Annotated in this window: 14 protein-coding genes; 3 read left to right on the plus strand and 11 right to left on the minus strand. The window is 65.9% G+C overall.

Annotated elements, in window-relative coordinates; all coding sequences use genetic code 11:
* The first annotated feature begins 46 nt into the window (after nt 1-46).
* On the plus strand, nt 47-892 hold the full coding sequence (locus M4578_RS00005; RefSeq protein WP_258091376.1) for a restriction endonuclease: 846 nt from the start codon (nt 47-49) through the stop codon (nt 890-892).
* A 100-nt stretch (nt 893-992) separates the two neighbouring features.
* Here M4578_RS00005 and M4578_RS00010 read toward each other — a convergent pair whose 3' ends face one another.
* Nucleotides 993-1544 (minus strand): CHAP domain-containing protein, encoded by a 552-nt coding sequence (locus M4578_RS00010; protein WP_258091377.1) that lies wholly within the window; start codon nt 1542-1544, stop codon nt 993-995.
* 287 nt (nt 1545-1831) lie between these two features.
* On the minus strand, nt 1832-3508 hold the full coding sequence (locus tag M4578_RS00015; RefSeq protein WP_258091378.1) for a chloride channel protein: 1677 nt from the start codon (nt 3506-3508) through the stop codon (nt 1832-1834).
* 74 nt (nt 3509-3582) lie between these two features.
* On the opposite strand from M4578_RS00015, the gene M4578_RS00020 reads away from it, so the two are divergent.
* Nucleotides 3583-4956 (plus strand): FAD-binding oxidoreductase, encoded by a 1374-nt coding sequence (locus tag M4578_RS00020; RefSeq protein WP_258091379.1) that lies wholly within the window; start codon nt 3583-3585, stop codon nt 4954-4956.
* Nucleotides 4957-5196: 240 nt separating this feature from the next.
* On the opposite strand, the gene M4578_RS00025 is transcribed toward M4578_RS00020, so the two are convergent.
* From M4578_RS00025 to dsrO, 9 genes are all read right to left on the minus strand, one after another.
* Entirely contained in the window at nt 5197-6315 is a 1119-nt protein-coding gene (locus M4578_RS00025; RefSeq protein ID WP_258091380.1) for an ABC transporter permease, read from the minus strand.
* Between the two features lie 2 nt (nt 6316-6317).
* Complete coding sequence (gene rbbA / locus M4578_RS00030) at nt 6318-9023, minus strand: ribosome-associated ATPase/putative transporter RbbA (protein ID WP_258091381.1); 2706 nt, start codon at nt 9021-9023, stop codon at nt 6318-6320.
* 4 nt (nt 9024-9027) lie between these two features.
* The gene (locus tag M4578_RS00035) at nt 9028-10035 is read right to left on the minus strand and encodes an HlyD family secretion protein (RefSeq protein ID WP_258091382.1); all 1008 of its coding nucleotides are present in this window, start codon (nt 10033-10035) and stop codon (nt 9028-9030) included.
* A 129-nt stretch (nt 10036-10164) separates the two neighbouring features.
* Entirely contained in the window at nt 10165-11445 is a 1281-nt protein-coding gene (locus M4578_RS00040; RefSeq protein WP_258091383.1) for a TRAP transporter large permease, read from the minus strand.
* A 4-nt stretch (nt 11446-11449) separates the two neighbouring features.
* Nucleotides 11450-11962: a TRAP transporter small permease gene (locus tag M4578_RS00045; protein ID WP_258091384.1), complete on the minus strand. Its 513-nt coding sequence runs from the start codon at nt 11960-11962 to the stop codon at nt 11450-11452.
* On the minus strand, nt 11959-12978 hold the full coding sequence (locus M4578_RS00050) for a TRAP transporter substrate-binding protein (protein WP_258091385.1): 1020 nt from the start codon (nt 12976-12978) through the stop codon (nt 11959-11961). Before M4578_RS00050 ends, M4578_RS00045 begins: the two co-directional genes overlap by 4 nt.
* Before the next feature lie 240 nt (nt 12979-13218).
* The gene (locus tag M4578_RS00055; protein WP_258091386.1) at nt 13219-16290 is read right to left on the minus strand and encodes a molybdopterin dinucleotide binding domain-containing protein; all 3072 of its coding nucleotides are present in this window, start codon (nt 16288-16290) and stop codon (nt 13219-13221) included.
* A 12-nt stretch (nt 16291-16302) separates the two neighbouring features.
* A complete protein-coding gene (gene nrfD / locus M4578_RS00060) occupies nt 16303-17412 on the minus strand; it encodes an NrfD/PsrC family molybdoenzyme membrane anchor subunit (RefSeq protein ID WP_258091387.1) in 1110 nt (369 codons plus the stop codon).
* Nucleotides 17412-18185, minus strand: a complete 774-nt coding sequence (gene dsrO, locus M4578_RS00065; protein ID WP_258091388.1) for a sulfate reduction electron transfer complex DsrMKJOP subunit DsrO — start codon at nt 18183-18185, stop codon at nt 17412-17414. Before dsrO ends, nrfD begins: the two co-directional genes overlap by 1 nt.
* 307 nt (nt 18186-18492) lie before the next feature.
* On the opposite strand from dsrO, the gene M4578_RS00070 reads away from it, so the two are divergent.
* Complete coding sequence (locus M4578_RS00070; RefSeq protein WP_258091389.1) at nt 18493-19362, plus strand: S1 family peptidase; 870 nt, start codon at nt 18493-18495, stop codon at nt 19360-19362.
* Nucleotides 19363-19389 lie beyond the last annotated feature (27 nt).

A 19389-nucleotide genomic window follows, 5' to 3' on the forward strand; every position in this document is an offset into this window, starting at 1 on the left:
CGCTACGAGCCCAAAATCGGTCCCTGTATGCTAAATCAAAGCCCGATTGCATGGAAATCGGCACAGCCAAAACGGTAGATCAGACGTTCCAAAGCTCGACAAGAAGCATCTTTCGCAGCTCTACCGATATTTCTCGGTCACCCACGCCAAGTTCGCAATCCTAACAAATGGTCAGGTATTTCAGTTCTATTCGGACCTGGAAGAACCGAACAAGCTCGACAATCGTCCATTCTTTTCAATTGATCTATTGGATTATAGCACGTCAAACGCCAACGAGCTAAAGAAGTTTGAAAAGAGCAGCTTCGATGTCGACCGCATTCTCGCAACAGCCGAAAGACTCAAGTACACCTCCTCAATAAAGCAGTTCATTGCTGTGGAGATGGAAGCGCCCAGCGAAGATTTGGTGCGCCTGATTGCATCGCATGTGCATGAAGGGCGCATCACTGCGAGCGTGAAGGAAACGGTCTCAAGCGCAACGAAGGCCGCATTCACAGAAATTATCCGCGATGCGGTTCGGTCGCGTTTGTCAACGGCGCTAGATCAAAACGCTGAAGAGGAAACACAAGATTCCACATTGACCAACGACGATACGGAAAGCGACATCGAAACGACACAGGACGAGGTCGAGGGCATGCTGACTGTGCGTGCGATTGTCCGAGATGTAATCGCAGCATCGCGGGTCGGTCTCCGAGATGCGAAGTCGTACTGTGCTATCCTAGTAGACGACAACAACCGCAAACCTCTGGCAAGACTGCATTTTAATCGAAAGCAGTGGTATCTGGGGCTTTTCGACTCAGAACGAGAAGAGCGCGTCGCAATTTCGTCCTTGGCCGACATCTACGACCATGCCGACCGCATTCGGACAACAGCCTCTCGCTACATATCAGACTGAGCTACTTTCAGCGGAAGCTATCCTACACTTGGGAGACCAAAGCCGGTAGGGTGCGCAATGCTGCCCACCACTCGCCAGGGCAATCCTCGCGAAAGAGAGCTCAGTTCACTCGGCTGGGATAGATGAATCCGCTGATCGGATAGGGTTTGCCATAAGCGCCGGGAGTGCTTTCCACCCGGACCGAGGACCAGTCGTTATTCGCCGAGATGTCCTTGACCGACATGCCCAGCGACACCTGATTGTGGGTCCAGTTGGCGTGATCGACACGGACCTCGCGCTCGGACACCACATCCGAGACCACGGCGACATGGCCCATCGGCATGCCCCGGGTCGCAGAGAACGCCATCACCGCGCCCACGACCGGCTGCTTGCCGCGTTCGTAAAGGCCACGGGCCTTGCCCCACCAGGTGTCGGCATTGCCGCGGATCTCGACCCCGCTGGCATTGCGCGCGAAGGGCACGCACCAGACGCGCTGGCCCTTGGCATGCAGCACGTCCACCTCGCGCAGCGCCATGGCGCGGCGGTCGAGGTCGATGCCTTCGGATGTATAGGCGATGTCCGGCCCCTTGGTCGAACAGGCCGCGGTGGTCAGGAGAAGTGCACAGAGAATCGGCAGGCCAAGCCGTGCCTTTCGCGCGCCAGTCACGCTCATGAGTCCCTCGACGATACTAATCTGCCTTGCCTCGTTGTCTCCGAAGCTGACAAAGTCTTTGTCGATCCTTGGGATTTTGCAAAGAGGACGTGGAGTCACTCGGCAAAAATCCGCGCATTTTCCTGAATATGTTACGGTTTTGAAGGCCGTTTCGCCTGCGGAACGGTCAAACCGGGTCTCCCCCGCTCGCCGCCGCCGCCTCTCCCCTGGCGTGTACCGGTCTGCCAAAGCACACCTGCGGGCCCCGATTCTCTCCGCCCTGCTCACCGGGAAGGCCCGCTGCCGGGTCAGGAATGCTCTTCCGCCGCCGTCGCCGCCAGTGCCCGGTTATAGGCCTTGAGCGCATCCACATGGAACAGCGCGCCCTGTAGCAACGGGGTCTGCGCCTCGCCCTCGAGTACCACCACCGGCAGAAAGGCCACGCCGGATTTGTCGAAACGCGGCAGCGCGGTTTCCAGCGTCGCCGAGACCTGCACGTAAAGCCCCTGCTCGATCATCCGCAGGCAGGCCTCCTCATCCGCCGCGCCGGGATCGTCGGGCTTGCGCATGACGCCCGCCACCCGGAACATCGCCAGCAGATAGGCCTGCGGCCCCGCCGCCAGATGCACGTTGCGCCGTTCGAGCTGGGTGAGAAAGAAGCTGCGGTCCACCAGCCGCGAAGCGACCGCCGTGGACATCGACACCGAGACCATCACCGCGAGCCCGGTCTGCCAGTCGCCCGTCAGCTCGAAGACGATGAGCGTGGTCGAGATCGGCGCGCCCAGCACCGCCGCCGCCACCGCCCCCATGCCCGCCAATGCGTAGAGCGTGAAGGCCGAGCTTTGATCGGGAAAGAGCCCGGTCGCGATATGACCGAAGGCCAGCCCGGTCAGCGCCCCCAGCATCAGCGAGGGCGAGAACACCCCGCCCCCCATGCGGCCGGCCATGGTGATCGACACCGCCGCCACCTTGATCACCGCAAAGACGGTGGCCTGCGCCAGCACCAGATTGCCCGTCAGCGCTCGCGAGGTCGTCTCGTAGCCGACGCCGATGATATGCGGAAAGCGGATCGCGATGGCGCCCAGCAGCAGCCCGGCCACGGCGGGACGCAGCCAGTGCGGCAGGCCCAGCCGCCGCTGCACGCGGTTTCCGATGTCCTCGGACCAGAAGATCGCGCGCATCATCAGCACGGCGACCAGCCCGCAGACCAGCCCCATCAGAAAGAACGCCGGCAGCTCCAGATAGAATTCCACCGTGGTGGTGCCGGGCAGCACGAATTCGGTGACATCGCCAAAGCTGAGGCGGTTGATCACCGTGCCGGCGGCGCTGGCCACCACGATGGGGGCGAAGGCGTGCAGCGCGAAATGGCGCAGCACCACCTCGAGCCCGAAGAGCGCGCCCGCGATCGGCGCGTTGAAACTCGCCGAGACGGCGGCGGCCACAGCGCAGCCCAGCAGGTCGCGCCCGGTGATGCCATCGACCCGCAGCAGGTTCGACACCCAGGACGAGATCATCGCCGCAATATGCACCACCGGCCCCTCGCGGCCGGTGGAGCCTCCGGTGGACAGCGTGATCCAGGAGCACAGGACCGAGGCGATCCCCGCCTTCTTTTCCACCCGCCCGTCGGTCAGCGCGGCGCCCTCGATCACGTCCGAGACCGAGCGCACGCGCCCGTCCGGGGTGAGGAACTGCACGATCAGCCCGACCGCGAGCCCGCCGCAGACCGGGATCAGCAGCACCCAGACCCAGGGCAGCGTCTCGGCGAAGCTCGCCAGGGTGTTGACGTCCTCGGTTCCGTAAAGAAACGCCTGCAAGCTGTTGATCGCGAACCGGAAAAGAACCGCAGAAAAGCCCGCTGCCGCGCCCACCACCAGCGCGATCAGCCAGAAGGTCATCTGCCCCGGCGCCTTGTGCCGCAGCATGTCCCATCCCCGCCCGCAGGCGGCGCGGGTTTCCCGCCATTGCCGGGCGATGTCGCGCAGCATTCCCCTGTCCCCTTTGGCTTTCGCAGGGCGCGCGGCGAGGCTAAAGTCGCCTCCGATCGACCCGGAGGTTCTTAATGTCCATCGCTACAGCCCTCGAGGCTCTTGCCCTACTCCTAGGCGAACGGCTCAGCCGGTCCAAGTCCGAACTGACCGAGCACGGACGGTCGGAATCGCATTTCCCGCCGACACCGCCGGATGCCGTGGCCTATCCGGAGAGCGTCGCGGAGGTCCAGGCGCTTGTCCGGATCTGCGCCGAGCATGGCTGCCCGATGATCGGATGGGGTGCCGGCACCTCGCTCGAGGGCCACGGCCTCGCGGTCAAGGGCGGCGTGGTGGTGGATTTCTCGCGCATGAACAAGGTGCTGGAGATCCGCCCCGCCGATATGGACGTGACCGTTCAGCCCGGGGTGACCCGCGAGGCGCTGAACGAAGAGCTGCGGGCGACCGGCCTGTTCTTTCCGGTGGATCCGGGCGCCAACGCCTCGCTGGGCGGCATGGCGATGACGCGCGCCTCGGGCACCACAACGGTGCGCTACGGCACGATGCGCGACAATGTGCTGGCCTGCCAGGCGGTGCTGGCGGACGGGCGGGTGATCCGCACCGGCACGCGGGCGCGCAAGACGGCGGCAGGCTACGATCTGACCGGGCTGCTGGTGGGCTCGGAGGGCACGCTGGGGCTGGTGACCGAGCTGACGCTGCGGCTGCATGGCATCCCCGAGGCGACCAGCGCGGGCATCTGCGCCTTCCCCGACATGGGCTCGGCGGTCACCGCGGTGATGGAGGTGATCCAGATGGGGATCCCCATGGCGCGGATCGAATTCGTCGATGCCGCGACGGCGCGGGCCTTCACCGCCTATTCCGGGATGGAGATGGAAGAGGCGCCGCATCTGCTGGTGGAATTCCACGGCTCGCCGGAAAGCGTGGCGCAGGATGCCGCGCGCTTCGGCGAGATCGTCGCCGATCACGACGCCTCGCCGTTCCGCTGGTCGGCGCGGGAAGAGGAGCGCCGGGCGCTCTGGGCACTGCGCCACAACGGCTATTACGCCATTCTGGCCGCGCGCAAGGGCTGCCGGGCGGTGGTGACCGATATGTGCGTGCCGATCTCGCAGCTTGCGCGGGCGGTGGAGGAAACCCAGGCGGACATCGCGCAGAGCCTCGTGCCGGGGCCGATCCTCGGCCATGTGGGTGACGGCAATTTCCACGCGATCCTGCTGGTCGATCCCGACCAGCCCGCCGAGATGGAGGAGGCCAAGCGGCTGTCGCACCGCATGGCCGAACGCGCCTTGCGATTGGGCGGCACCTGCACCGGCGAGCACGGGGTGGGTCTGGGCAAGATGGCCTATATGGAGGCCGAGCATGGCGAGGGCTGGGACGTGATGGGGCAGATCAAGCGCGCATTGGACCCGAAGGACCTGATGAACCCGGGCAAGCTGGTGCGGCAGGGATAAGACGCGCCGGAGCGGTTAGCGGGCGGTGGGCAGAATTGCCCACCCTACCTGCCCAAGCGCGCGGTGTCGCGCCGGGGTCTCCGCGACGGCAGGAACGCCACCGATCACGTCGATCAATCCCCGCGCCTCCGGCCCGGGATCAGGTCGAAGGCGCCTCTCACACATCGCAAAGCGATGTGTTGCCGGCGGGCGTTGCGCTTGTGCAGGGCAAGGACGTGGCAACGCCTCAAACAGAGGCGCTCAATTCGCCAGCACCCGCCGGAACCGCGCCAGCACGATGCTCAGCGCCAGCACCGCCATCACCGCCATCGCCGCCAGATGGCCCACCACCAGCCCAAAGCCGCCGCCGCGATAGAGCACCGTCTGCGAAAACGCCACGAAATGCGGCGAGGGGCTGACGAACTGCATGCCGACACGCAGCCAGGCGGGCATGGATTCCAGCGGCGTGATCCCGCCCGAGAGCATGAACATCACGATGATCACCGGGATCACCAGCAGCCCGAACTGGCCCATATTGCTGGTGAAGCTCGCCATCATCAGCCCCATGCTCGCCACCGCCACCACGTAAAGCGCCGCCCCCAGCACATAAAGCCAGAGCGCCCCCTGCACCGGCACGCCCATGATCCCCTCGACCACGATCGTCAGGCTCAGGACCGAGCCGAGCAGGATCACCGCGCCGGTCGCCAGGATCTTGGACAGCACGATCTCCACCGGGCGGATCGGCATCACCAGCACATGTTCGATGGTGCCATGCTCGCGCTCGCGGATCATCGAGGAGCCCGAGAGGATCAGCGTCAGGATGGTGACGTTGTTCATGAGCTGCATCACGGCGGTGAACCAGCTTGCGGTGAAATTCGGGTTGAAGCGGGTGCGGTAGACCACATCCACAAGCGCCGCACTGTCGCCGCCGGGATCGGCATAGTCCGAGATCTCCTGCGCCAGCACCTGCTGCAGAAAACTCGCGCCGTTGCCCGCCTGCGCCACCGCCGTGGCATCGACGAGGATCTGAAGCGTGGCGCTGCCGCCCGACCGCAGGTCGCGCTCGAACTCCGGCGGGATCGCCAGAACCAGCACATAGTTGCCCACGGTCTGCTCCGCTGCCGCCGCCTCGGGCGAGAGCGGCACCGGATCGAGGAAGAGCGGCCCCCTTATGGCATCGGTCAGGCGGCGCGAGAGCTGCGAATGATCCTCGTCCACCACCGCCACCGACAGATCCTTGACCTCGGTCGAGGCGGCGTTGGTCACCAGATAGACCGCGACGGTGAAGACATAGATCATCAGCACGATCATCACCGTGTCGCGGCGGATCGCGCGCAGCTCCTTGAGCGTCAGGCGCAGGGTATTGATCACCGCCTGCATGCTCATGCCTCCTGCTTGCGCAGCGCCAGCGCCGCGACCGCGAGATAGATCAGGCAGAACCCCGCCAGCACCGTGGCGTTCAGCGCCACCTCGGACCAGCCGAAGCCCTTGACGAAGGTGCCGACCGTGACCGGCTGGAACCAGCCGCCGGGAAAGGCGAGCCCGACCATGCGGCCCGTGTCGCTCATCGACGAGACCGGGATGATGAGGCCCGAGAAATTCACCGTGGGGATGATGCTGATCACCGCCGTGGCAAAGACCGCCGAGACCTGCGTGCGGGTGAAGCTGGAAATGAGCTGCCCGAACCCGGTGGTGGCGATCACATAGAGCACCGCGATCCCGGACAGCGCCGTCAGGCTGCCGCTGAAGGGCACGTCGAACAGCCACCGCCCCAGCGCCGCCAGCACCCAGAAACTGCCCCAGGCGATGACCACATAGGGGATCTGCTTGCCGATCAAAAATTCGGTCCGCCGCACCGGGGTCGAGCGGAAATTGGCGATGGTGCCGGTTTCCTTTTCCCGCACCACGCTCACCGCCGACATGATCGCCGGGATCAGCATCAGGATCAGCATGATCAGCGAGGGCACCATGGCGTTGGCGCTGCGGAAGGCCTGATTGAACAGGAACCGCGTCTCGATGTCGACCGGGGTGGCGCCGGAGGTGCCGGTCTCGGCGGCCTGACGCGCCGCATAGGATTGCAGCAGCCCCATGGCATAGCCGCGCGCGGTCTCGGCCCGGAACGGCATGGCGCCGTCGATCCAGATCGAGACCTCGGGCACCTCGCCCAGATGCAGGCTGCGGCCATAGCCGTCGGGGATCTCCAGCGCCACGGCCAGCTCGCCTTGCCCCATGCGGTCGTTCATCTCGTCGAAGGAGGCGAAAGGCGGCCCCTCGGCGAATTGCCGAATCGCGGCGAATTCGTCGATCAGCGCGCGGCTTTCCGGGCTGCGGTCCTGATCGTTGACGGCAAAGCTCAGCTCGTCCACGTCGAAGGAGATGCCGTAGCCCATGGTCAGCAGCAGGATCACCGGCCCCGCCAGCGCAAAGAACAGCCGGATCGGGTCGCGCATCAGCTCCAGCGTCTCGCGCCAGCTATAGGCCCAGAGCCGGGTCAGCGCCTGCCGCGCGGCGCTGCGCCTGCGCGGCGCGGCGTTGTAGACCGGCGGTTCGGCGCCCGCCTCGTCGCGGCCCATCTCGTCTTCCAGCGCGTCGATGAAGGCGCCTTCCAGCGTCTCCGCGCCCCGCCGCGCCACGATCTCGGCCGGGGCGCCCATCTCCAGCACCTTGCCCGCGTGCATCAGCGAAATGCGGTCGCAGCGCTCAGCCTCGTTCATGAAATGGGTGGTGATGAAGATCGTCACCCCCTCCTCGCGCGACAGCCGGATCAGCCTGCGCCAGAAATCGTCCCGCGCCAGCGGATCGACGCCCGAGGTCGGCTCGTCGAGGATCAGGATGCGCGGCTTGTGGATCACCGCCACCGCCAGTTGCAGCCGCTGCTTCTGGCCCAGCGGCAGCCCGTCGGGCAGCATGTCCGCCTCGTCGCGCAGCCCGTAGGCGTCGAGCACCTCGTCCACCCGCGCGGCGCGGGTCTCGGGCGGAATGGCGTAAAGCTCCGCGTGCAGCGTCAGGTTCTGGCGCACGGTCAGCTCGGTATAGAGCGAAAAGCTTTGCGACATGTAGCCGATGCGCAGCCGGCTCTGCATGTCGGAGGCTTTCAGCTCCTCCCCGAAGAGCCGGGTCTCGCCTTCGCTGGGGTCCAGAAGCCCGGTGAGCATCTTCATGGTGGTGGATTTGCCGCAGCCGTTCGAGCCCAGAAAGCCGAAGATCTCGCCCTCGGGGATGGTGAAACTCACGTTGTCCACGGCGGTAAAATCGCCGAAGCGCTTGGTCAGCCCCTGTGCCTCGATGGCTGGCGTGGCGCCGTCCCTGTCCTCGCGCGGGGGCAGCACCACGGGGCTGTGATCGTCGGACTGCGGCAGCAGGCGGATAAACGCCTCCTCCAGCGTGTTGCCGCCGCCCTGCGCGCGCAGCTCGGCGGGCGCGCCCTGCGCGATCACCCGGCCCGCATCCATCGCCGCCAGCCAGTCGAAGCGCTCGGCCTCTTCCATATAGGCGGTGGCGACAATCACGCTCATGCCCGGCATGTGGCCGCGAATGCGGTCGATCAGATCCCAGAACTGCCGCCGCGACAGCGGGTCGACGCCGGTGGTGGGCTCGTCGAGGATCAGCAGGTCGGGGTCGTGGATCAGCGCCGAACAGAGGCTGAGCTTCTGCTTCATCCCGCCCGAGAGCTTGCCCGCCGGACGGTCGGGGAACGGCGCGAGCCCGGTGGCCTCAAGCAGCATCGCGATCCGTGCGGCGCGCTCTTCGGAGGGCTGGCCGAAGAGCCGCCCGAAGAAATCCAGGTTCTCGCGCACCGAAAGCGTGGTCGAGAGGTTCCGCCCCAGCCCCTGCGGCATATAGGCGATGCGCGGCGCCACCCGCCCGCGCGCCCCCGCCTGCGCCATATCCTCGCCCAGCGTGACGATCCGGCCGTCCTGCCGCCGCCGCACCCCCGCGATCAGCGCCAGCAGCGTGGATTTGCCCACGCCGTCAGGCCCGATCAGTCCCGCCATGACGCCCGCCGGAATGCCCAGCGTCACCGCATCGAGCGCGGTCGTCCTGCCATAGCGATGGCTGACCCCGTCCAGCTCGGCCACGAGATCCATGGTCCTACTCCGGCACGTTGACCGTCAGATCGGCGGGCCATTCGGCGCCCGGCGCGGCGCGCACAAAGCCCAGGCCCCGCACGCCGGATTTCACCTGCGCCTCGAATTTCTCCAGCAGTTCCCGCGGGATGGCGAGCTTGACGCGGAACACCAGATCCTCGCGCTCCTCCGCCGTCTCGACGCTTTTCGGGGTGAACTGCGCCTGCGGCGAGATGAAGGTGACCCGCGCGGGAACCACATATTGCGGGATCGGGTCGAGCACCATCCGCGCCTCGTCCCCCGAGGCCAGCGTGCCCACCACCGAGGCGGGCAAATAGATGTTCATGTAGACATCGGTCAGATCCAGCAGCGTGACCACCGCCGCGCCCGCCGCCATCACCTCGCCCGGCTCGCGCAGCTTGTAGAGCACCCGGCCCCGGATCGGCGCGCGGATCGTCAGGTCGTCGAGCCCGATCTTCAGCCGCTCCACATCCGCCTCGCTGGCGGCGATGGCGGCATCGGCGTTGCTGATCTGCGCTTTCGCGGTCGCCAGCGCCGCCTTGGCCGTGTTCAGCGCGTTGGTGGCATCGTCCAGCGCCGCCTGGCTGGCATGGCCGTCGGCATTCAGCGTTTTCACCCGGTCGAAGCTGGTCTGCGCCACCGCCAGCGCGCTTTGCGCCTGCATGACGCTGGCCTCGGCCATCTGCTTGCTGGCCTGCGCCTGAAGCACCGTCGCCTGCGCCGCCAGAAGCTGCGCCTTGGCATCGCGGTCGTCGAGCTGTGCCAGCACCGCGCCCGCCTCGACAATATCGCCTTCCCCGGCCAGAACCTCGGTCACGCGACCCGCATATTTCGTCGCCACATCAACGCTTTGCGCCTCGATCCTGCCATTGGAACTGGCGATACCCTCGTAACGGTCCGCCCCACCGAACCGCGCCAGAAGCGCCTCGAACTTCGTCTCTGCCAGCGCCGGGGCTCCCGGTAGGGCAAGCAGGAGCGCCAGAGACAGGGCGAAACGGGATGAGCGGGTCACGGGCGGGCCTCCTTATGGCATCGCAGAACAGACTCGGATCTGTACGGCGCAGTTTAGTTTGATACGCAGCGGACGCCAGAACCCTACACCGTTTCTACCCGAAAACCGCCGGCGCGCCACCGGTCCCGCTCAGGTCAGCAGCAGCACCAACCCCGGCACCGCCGTGAGCAGCGCCACCCGCAGCACATCCATCGCCACGAAGGGCAGCAGTCCGCGAAAGATCGTGCCCAGCGACACGTCCGGCACCACCGAGCGCAACACGAAGGCGTTCATGCCCACTGGCGGCGTGATATAGGAGATCTCGGTCACCATGACCACGAAGATACCGAACCAGATGAGGTCGATCCCCTGCGCCGCGACGATGGGATAAAAGACCGGCACGGTGAGCATGATCATCGACAAGCTTTCCAGCACGCAGCCCAGCACCAGATAAATGCAGAGGATCACGAGGATCGTCATCAGCGGCGTGTCTCCGAAGACCGCCAGAAAGCCCTGAATGTCGCGCGTCATGCCCGACATGTTCACATAATTGGTGAAGGTGAGCGCGCCGAAGAGGATGAAGAACATCATCGAGGTGGTCTTCATCGTGTCATACAGCACCGCGATCAGCTTTTCCGTGCTGAACCGGCCCGACAGCAACACCAGCAGAAACGCCCCGCCCGCGCCCATCCCGGCGCTTTCGGTGGGGGTGAAGACGCCCAGATAGATGCCGCCCATCACGAAGACGAAGAGCAGCAGCGCCCCCGCCGTGCCCTTGAGCGCGCGAATGCGGTCGAGAAGCGGCAGCTTGGGCTCCACCGGCAGGTCGATCTTCTGCCAGGCGATGGAGATCCGCACGGCGATGGCATAGCCCGCGATGCCGATCAGGCCGGGGATCAGCCCGGCAAGGAACAGCTTGCCGATGTCCTGTTGCGTCATGATCCCGTAGAACACCAGGATCACCGAGGGCGGAATGAGGATGCCCAGCGTGCCGCCCGCCGCGATGGATGCGGTGGACAGCCGGTCGGGATAGCCGAAGCGCCGCATCGAGGGCAGCGCGATCCGCGTCATCGTCGCCGCCGTCGCCATGGAGGAGCCGCAGACCGAGCTGAAGGCGCCGCAGGCGATGACGGTGGCGGTGGCAAGCCCCCCCTTGCGGTGCCGCAGCCAGGCATAGGCGGAATTGTAAAGCTCCTCCGCGATGCCCGACTGCACCACGAAATTCCCCATCATCAGGAAGAGCGGCAGCACCGAGAGCGAGTAATCCCGCCCGTTGTCGAAAAACGCCGAGCCCAGCAGCGACAGCGCCGGCGTCCAGCCGATGATCGAGGCGACGCCGACCAGCCCCACCCCCGCCAGCGCGATGGAGATCGGCACGCCGACCAGCAGCAGCGTGCCCAGCACGGCCATTCCGATGGGCCAGGATTCCATGGGCTCAGGCCTCGTTCCGTTTGAAAAGCCCCGCGACCGGCACCAGCGCCGAGAGCGCGGCGCCCACGCCGGTGCAGATGGCGCAGAAGTAGCCCAGCGGCGCGATTGGGATGGCCAGCGTGGTGGTGGTGCCGCCATAGCCGCCGATCTGGCCCGAATAGACCCAGACCCGCCAGGCCACGATGCTCAGCACCAGCGCCGACACCAGCCCCGTCAGCGCCAGCCGCCAGGGATGCAGCCAGCGCGGCATCCGCTCGGTCAGCAGATCGACGGTCACATGCTCGTCGGCCAGCGCCACCGCCGGCAGGCCGAGAAAGACCACCGCCGCGAGCAAAAGCTCGGTCAGCTCGGTCGCGCCCCTGAGCGGCGCGTTGAAGAGGTAGCGGCCGACCACATCGACCACGGTCATCCCCATGAGCCCCAGAAGCAGCAGGCCGCCCAGCACCGCCAGGGCGCCGCGCAGCCCGATCCGGCCCCTGGCCGAGCCGGGCCTGTCGTCCGGGGCGGCGCGGCTCATTCCGCCGCGGCTTCCCTGGCGATCTCGGCCTTGAGCATGTCATAGGCCGCCTGCGCATCGACGCCGGTTTCCGCCGCCTCGGCCAGCTTGGCCTCGACCAGCGGCGCCAGCGCCTCGCCCCAGGCCGCCATCTGCGCCTCGGTGGCGGTGGAGATGGCAATCTTGCCCTTCATCGCCGCCAGCCCTTTTGCATCGGCGCTGTCCCACATCTGGCCCGCCATCCGCGCCAGCGCCTCGCCGGTCACGCTGTCGATCTGGGCCTGAACCTCGGGGCTGAGGCTGTCCCATTTCGCCTTGTTCATGACGATGTAGAACGAGGTGTTATAGAGCCCGCCCGGCACCGAGATGGCGTCGATCAGCTGCGGGATCAGCTTGAAGAAATTCACCGATTCATAGGGGAAGAGGATGCCGTCGGCGACGCCCTGGCTCAGCAGCTCGTAGGCCTTGGAGGACGGGCCCTCGACCGGCACGGCGCCCAGTGCCGAGGCGACCTCGTGCACGATGCCGCCGCCGACCCGGATCTTCTGGCCCTGCATCACATCGGGCGCGGTCACGTCGCCGGATTTCAGAAAGATCTCGCCCGGCCCGTGGCTGAACACCGCCAGCACCTTGACGCCGTCATATTCGCCCGCCGCCTGGAGCCTGTCCTCGAAGACGCGCCAGTAAGCGACCGAGATGTCCTCGGCGCTGTCGCCGAGGAAGGGCAGCTCGACGATATTGGTGGTCTTGAAGCGGCCCGGATTATAGCCCTGCACGCCAAAGGTGATGTCGGCCACACCGTTGACGGCAAAGTCGAAATGCGCACCCGGCGGGCCAAGCGGCGCGGGCAGGATGTTGGCGGTGACCTCGCCGCCGGTGGCCTCGGCGATCTGCTCGGTCATCGGCACGATGACCTCGGAGACCAGAGGATGCGAGGGCGGCAGCCAGTTGGCGACGGTCAGCACGGTCTCGGCGGAAGCCGCCCCGGCGAGGCTGAGGCTGAGGCTCAGCGCGGTAGCGGTCAGGAAATGTTTCATGGGCGCGGTCCCTCTTCTGTGACGGTCAGGCCGGTCTTGCGCGGGACCGGTCCGTTATGACTCATCTCTTCTGCAAGCGCCCGGTTTGCGCAAGGGGGACGGCGGAAATTCTGTGTCTCCGGAAGCCCCCCGGCGCGCTGACTGGCGAGGAATGCGGCGTCCTTCCGGGGCTCTCATCGCAAAACCGCCCGCCGGGTGCCGGCGGCGGGCGGTTCAGGTGCCAGTTGCAAGCCCCGGCGCTCAGCCGATGCGTTCCACCCGCGCGGGCAGGCCCTGGCGCACGGCGGTGCCCGAGACCGGATCGACCCAGACCCCGGCTTTCCCGCGTGTCGGGTCCATCATGCCCAGATCGTTCAGCAGCACCCCGGCGGCAAGGCGCGGATCGGCGGGCGTGGTGTGGCCGTCGATGGTGATGTCCTCGGCGCCAAAGCCGCGATGGCCGAACCCGTGCTCGATGGCCACCGTGCCCGGCGCCAGCCCGTCGCGCACCACCGCGACGCTGTCGAGCTGCCCGCCCGGCGTGGTGAGCCGCACCATGTCACCCGTCGCGATCCCACGCGGCTCGGCCACGTCGCGCCCGATCATCACCGGGTTGGCGGCGACGATCCTGAGCAGCGCCTTCGCCCCCACCGAATAGGAGTTCTGCAGCGGCGATTTGAAGCTCACCAGCTTCACCGGCCAGTCGGCCTCGGGGTAATGCTCCGCCACCTTCGTGCCGTCGGCAAACTCCGGCGCCCGCCAGCATGCGGTGCCGGGCATCCGCTTGCCGGTCGAGGCGCGGCGGAAGCTGCCCACCCCCTCGTTCCAGATCTGCATCGGCGCGGCAAAGGCATGGGTGGCGCGCTCGCCGGTATAGCTCCGCTCGATATTCTCGTAGCGCCCACCCTTGGCATAGATCGTCGCGGCCTTGCGCCATTCCCCGGGTTTCAGCACCGCCTCCAGATCGGCGCGGATGCGCGAGACGCCGGAAAGCTCGATATCGTCATCGCTGGCATCATCCACCGGCGTGCCGATCAGCGCCACATTGGCCGCGCCGCGCAGATACCAGTCCTCGGCGCGATTGAGCGGGTGCAGGTTGCCCTCGGCGTCCGGGATCGCGGCATCGCCAAAGCCCGGCAGCCCCATGCGCTTGGCGGTGGCGATGAGGAAACTCTCCAGCCCCACACGCTCTCCTTCGGCATTCTGCGCCATGCGCGGCTCGATCACCGGCCAGCGCGCCGTGGTGGCCTTGGTCGCCACCCCGCCCCAGGGTTTGGTGAACCCCCAGGTTTCGTACATCACCGAATCCGGCACGATGTAATCGGCGATGGCCGAGCTTTCGTTGATGAACGGATCGACCGAGAGGATCAGCGGCACCACCGCCGGATCCTTCAGCTTGTCCATCACATGGGCGATGCCGGGAATGCCGTAAACCGGGTTGGTGTTGCGGAAAATCAGTGCCTCGGCATGGTACGGGTAGCCATTGACCAGCGAGCTGATCCACTCCGTGGCAAGCCCGGGCGCCTGCGGATACCAGGGACCATCCGCCGGATAGGGCTTGCCCGCCGCCTGCTTGGCCTTGAACTCGGCGGTCTTCTCATACGGCGCGTTGCGCCCATAAGGCAGCCCCCTGGCCGTCACCGCGCCGGGGAAGCTCGCGAGATCGTAGGCCGGGCCCTTGTTCTCGGGGAAACCGCCGCCCGCGATCATCGTGCCGCCCTTCCAGTTCAGATTGCCAATGAGCGTGTTGAGCATCGTAAGCGCCCAGGCGTTGTAAAAGCCCGAACCGTTCATCATGCCGCCATGGCTGTTCACCGCCGCCTTGCGCCCGTGCGAGGTGAACTCGCGGGCCAGCCCGGCGATGGTCTCGGCGGGGATGCCGCAATCCTGCGCATAGGCGTCGAGGCTCTGCGCCATAGCCTCCTCGCGCAGCAGCGTCAGCGCGGTCTTCACCGCCACCGGGCCGCCCGCCGTCCCGGCCACGCCGTCGAAAAAGAGCGGCGCGGCCGAGGCTCCGGCAGGGACGGGGCCGGAGTCCGACGCCACCATATAGGGGTCGGCGTCGGTATAGGGCTCACCCGCGACAGCGAGCCCCATGTCAGAGCCGCGCAGCATGCGGCCAAAGCGTTTGTGCCCCTCCTCGACCACCACCAGATGGGTGGCATTGGTCCAGTTGGCCTCTCCCGCCGCATCGGCGGCGGCCTGCGAGGGCTGGGCGAGATAGGCAGCATTGATCCGGTCGTTCTCGAACATCCAGCGCATCATGCCCATGGCGAGCGCGCCGTCGGTGCCCGGCTTGATCGGCAGCCAGCGCGCCCGGTCGCCCGAAGGCGCGTTCTGCGCATTGTTCAGCACCGGATCGACCACCACATAGCTCAGCTTGCCGCTGGCGCGGGCCTGCGCGACCAGCGCCCCCACCCGCTTGAACGGGTTGCCCGCATTGCCCGGCGCGGTGCCGGCGAAAATGATGAACTCGGCTTCCGAGAAATCCGGCTTGGCATGCGGCATCGCCTTCACATCGCCGAAGAGCGCGCCGGAGCCCGAGCGATACGCCCCGCCGCAATAGGCACCGTGGCGGGTGAAGTTGTTCGACCCGAAGCTCTGCTTGAGCCAGCGCAGCACCAGATTGTCGCGCCCGTCGTCGACGCAGTTCATCAGCACCAGCCGGTTCGCGCGCGGCCCGTATTCCGGCGCGCCCTCGACGGCGGGGGTTTCGAGATCGCAGATCTCGCGCAGCCCGGCCACCCGACCCTCGCCAAAGAGATCGCCGCCCTCGACCACCTCCTCGACCAGCTGCTCGAAACTGATCGTCTGCCATTCGCCGGAACCACGCGGCCCGACCCGTTTCATCGGCTTCAGCACCCGGCGCGGGTTGGTCACCTGTTGCAGCACCGCATTGCCCCGTCCGCAGGCGGTGGAGCGATTGGTCAGCCCCTGCCCCGCGCCGGTCTGCGCCATCGCCCTGAAGCTGTCGCGCACCGAGGTCTCGTAGGGGATGAAGGGATCGGTGCTCATCGGCGAATAGGGGTTGCCCGCGACGCGCAGCACCTCGTTGCGGGTCTTGTCGACCCGGACGCGCACGCCGCACATGGTCGTGCAGCCGATGCACATGGTGTAGCTCAGCGCCTGATCGGGGTTCAGCGCCAGATCGCCGGTTTCCGGGTCAATGCTGTATTCCGGGTCGGGCGCATTGCCGGCCAGCGCCTTGTCGGGTCTCTCGCCCGACCAGTGGCCTTTGGCGAGCTTCTTCAGCGTGTCGGCATAGCCCACACCGAAGGTGGCGAGCGCACCGGTGGCGGCGGCGCCTTTCAGGATGTTGCGGCGGGTGGACATGGCTGTCTCTCCTCAATGCGAGGTTGCGGGACGGGCGGGCGCTGCGCCATCGGCGGGCGCGCTTGCCTCGGTCCAGGGAATGAAGGTGGTGTAGGCGATGAGCAGGAAGAGCCAGAGCCCGAAGGTGCCGATCACCCCCATGAGCCCGTCGAGCCCCGCAGGCAGCAGCGCGTCATAGAGGCCCGAGCCCACCTTCGGCACCGCCTGCCCGCCCATGAAGACGGTCCAGCGGAACATCCAGGCGGCGTGAATGGCGATGAGCCCGGTCACCCAGCCGGTGCGCGACGGCGAGACCAGCGCCAGCACGAAGGGCACGGCCACCGAGACGGCGCCCCAGAGCGCGATCTTCTGCCAGACCGGAAAGCCCGCGACCGAGGCCAGCGCCTCGCTGTGCCGGGGCGAGAGGCCCGAGAGCGCCAGCGCGAACCAGGCCGCCCCCAGCACCGCCACCACCCCGAGCGCTGCGGCCAGCGCCCGGTTGAGCCGCGCCTCGAGCGCCGGCTCGCGGCAGAGCACCCGCTCCAGCACCAGCATCAGCCCGAGCGCACCGACAAAGCCGGTGGCGGCGAATTGCAGCGGCAGGAAGGGCGTGTTCCAGAGCGGACGGGCGCGCACCACATAGACCTCGGCGCCGGTATAGATCAGCACCAGCAGCGCGGCCGCGCCGGCGGCAATCCCCAGCGGCCTCGCAAAACCGTTGGACGCGCCGCCCAGCGACAGCCAGCGGAAGAGCCAGTTGAACCGCCAGTCCTCCTGCCCCAGCGCGTAAAGCCCCGGACGGTGCACCGCCCAGGCGAAGGCCACGGTCAGCCCGACATAGGAGGGCACGAACCACGCGCCCCAGGCCATCCAGGAGCTGCTGTTGGTGTAGAGGAAGAATTCCCAGAACCGCCCCGGCTGGTGCAGGTCGGCCAGCAGCGCGATAGGCGCGGTGATGCCGGTGGTCACCGCCACCATCAGCGCCAGCCGTGCGCGCGGCAGCGCCGCGACGCGCCCCAGCGCCAGCCCCGGCAGCGCCATCAGCAGCGCCGTGGCCGAGAGCGCGATGAGGAAGAAATACTGCACCGCCCAGGGCAGCCAGGCGGCCTCGTGCACGGCACCGACAAGTTCATGGATCTGCATCACGCATCCTCCCCGTGGGGCTGGGGCTCGGCGGCGAGCCCGTGAGGCTCGGGCTCCACGGTCAGCGGCGGACGATAGGCCGCCTCCCCGGCCACGCGCCCGTCGAGCACCGCATCGAGCCCGATGTAATAGACATTGGGATTGGTGTGCATCTCGGGGCGCAGCACCGAGACCTCGTTCTCGCGCAGCATCCGCGACACCTCGCTCTCGGGATCGTTAAGATCGCCGAAATTGCGGGCGCCGCCGACGCAGGTCTCCACGCAGGCGGGCAAGAGCCCGGCGCTGGTGCGGTGGAAACAGAAGGTGCATTTGTCGGCGGTCTGCGTCTCGTGGTTGATGAACCGCGCGTCATAGGGGCAGGCCTGCACGCAATAGGCGCAGCCCACGCATTTCGTGTTGTCCACCACCACCTCGCCGGTCTCCAGCTTGAAGGTCGCCTCGACCGGGCAGACCGGCACGCAGGGCGGATCGTCGCAATGGTTGCAGAGGCGCGGCAGCATGACCATGGCGGGATCGCCGCCCTCCTTCAGCACCTCGTAGACGCTGACATGGGTGCGGAAACTGTCCTCCGGCACGTCGTTTTCCATGATGCAGGCGACGGTGCAGGCCTGGCAGCCGATGCATTTGCGCAGATCGACCACCATGCCCCAATGCGGGATGTGCGGCTGGTCTGTGGCGGCTTGCGCGGACTGGCCGGCGCCCGCCATGGAGGCGGCGGCACCGATGGTCACCCGCCCCATCGCACCCAGAAAGCCGCGGCGGTTCGTGTCCATAAAGCTGATCCTCTTCGGGTTCCTGTCTGTCCCGAAGACTACGCCCGCCCGCCGTTGCCCGGTATTGGAGGAAACCCGGAGGGGTTAGGGGTTAACCCTTAGGGGATGGTGAACGGCCCTGAGCCGACCTTCGTGACTCGCGCGGCGGATGGCCGGTCCCAGTCCATCTCGGACGTTCACTCTCGGAAGTGCGCTGCACAGGAGTAAATAGCACCACACCAACCAGAAGATGCAAGATCTCTTGAATCCTGCCTCCAATAGCATAATGCTAGACGCAATCCATCATGATTGGGGAGCTGAGTCCGGCATGGCTGAGTTGACTTTAGCAGAGCGTTTAACTCTAACTACGACACGCATATCAGCCTTCCAAGACGGCGCCCAGGTGGGATTCGGAACCGGATTTTTCTTTAATTTCAAGATCTCAGATCAGCAGATCATCCCAGCTATCATTACAAACAAGCATGTCGTTAACGGCTGCGATCAAATCACTGTTGTTTGCCATACTGCAAAGGGGTCTGAGCCTTCTGGAGAGTTTATCCCCTGCCACTTAGATGCTCGACCTGGTGCTATCTTGGCGCACCCCGATCCGGATATTGATCTCTGCGCGATACCATTTGGACCTATTTTGAACCAAGCTGAGGCCAATGGCACTCCGCTATTTTACACTGGCTTAGGCTTTGACATCGTGCCGCAAGACGACGATTGGCAATACTTTGATGCCTTGGAAGAGGTCATCATGATTGGATGCCCCAGAGGCATATTTGACGAATTTAACAACCTACCGATAACGCGGCGAGGAAATACAGCTTCATCGTTATCCAAACTATACGGTGGGAAGCAGGAGTTCATGGTAGATATGGCCTGCTTTCCAGGCTCGTCTGGTTCGCCAATCTTCGTATATGACCGTAATGGATACCTAGACCGAAAGACTAACAATTACCATATCGGGGCAAGTAGGATCCAGTTCGTTGGTGTTCTTTATAGTGGTCCGTTGATTGCAAGCGACGGCAAAATCGTATTGCAGCAAAATCCGAAAATTGAAGTGTCGTCCATGATGCACTTGGGGAATGCGATTCGATCATCGCAACTACACGGAATTGAGAAACAAGTTTTAGCTCGTTTTTCCGCTGTCGCTCCGAAAAGTGAGGACGTGGGCGAGGTCAGCTTTGATACCTGAATAGCCACGTCCCTCGTCCAGGCCAAG

The sequence above is a fragment of the Salipiger pentaromativorans genome, assembly GCF_024721115.1.
Lineage (GTDB): Bacteria > Pseudomonadota > Alphaproteobacteria > Rhodobacterales > Rhodobacteraceae > Salipiger > Salipiger pentaromativorans.

Bases quoted from the DNA above. Each gene is read 5' to 3' on its own strand.
- nrfD (WP_258091387.1), bottom strand. From the start codon at position 17,412: ATGCAGATCCATGAACTTGTCGGTGCCGTGCACGAGGCCGCCTGGCTG.
- M4578_RS00020 (WP_258091379.1), top strand. From the start codon at position 3,583: ATGTCCATCGCTACAGCCCTCGAGGCTCTTGCCCTACTCCTAGGCGAA.
- M4578_RS00015 (WP_258091378.1), bottom strand. From the start codon at position 3,508: ATGCTGCGCGACATCGCCCGGCAATGGCGGGAAACCCGCGCCGCCTGC.
- M4578_RS00040 (WP_258091383.1), bottom strand. From the start codon at position 11,445: ATGGAATCCTGGCCCATCGGAATGGCCGTGCTGGGCACGCTGCTGCTG.
- M4578_RS00050 (WP_258091385.1), bottom strand. From the start codon at position 12,978: ATGAAACATTTCCTGACCGCTACCGCGCTGAGCCTCAGCCTCAGCCTC.
- M4578_RS00025 (WP_258091380.1), bottom strand. From the start codon at position 6,315: ATGCAGGCGGTGATCAATACCCTGCGCCTGACGCTCAAGGAGCTGCGC.
- M4578_RS00010 (WP_258091377.1), bottom strand. From the start codon at position 1,544: ATGAGCGTGACTGGCGCGCGAAAGGCACGGCTTGGCCTGCCGATTCTC.
- M4578_RS00055 (WP_258091386.1), bottom strand. From the start codon at position 16,290: ATGTCCACCCGCCGCAACATCCTGAAAGGCGCCGCCGCCACCGGTGCG.
- dsrO (WP_258091388.1), bottom strand. From the start codon at position 18,185: ATGGACACGAACCGCCGCGGCTTTCTGGGTGCGATGGGGCGGGTGACC.
- rbbA (WP_258091381.1), bottom strand. From the start codon at position 9,023: ATGGATCTCGTGGCCGAGCTGGACGGGGTCAGCCATCGCTATGGCAGG.
- M4578_RS00070 (WP_258091389.1), top strand. From the start codon at position 18,493: ATGGCTGAGTTGACTTTAGCAGAGCGTTTAACTCTAACTACGACACGC.
- M4578_RS00045 (WP_258091384.1), bottom strand. From the start codon at position 11,962: ATGAGCCGCGCCGCCCCGGACGACAGGCCCGGCTCGGCCAGGGGCCGG.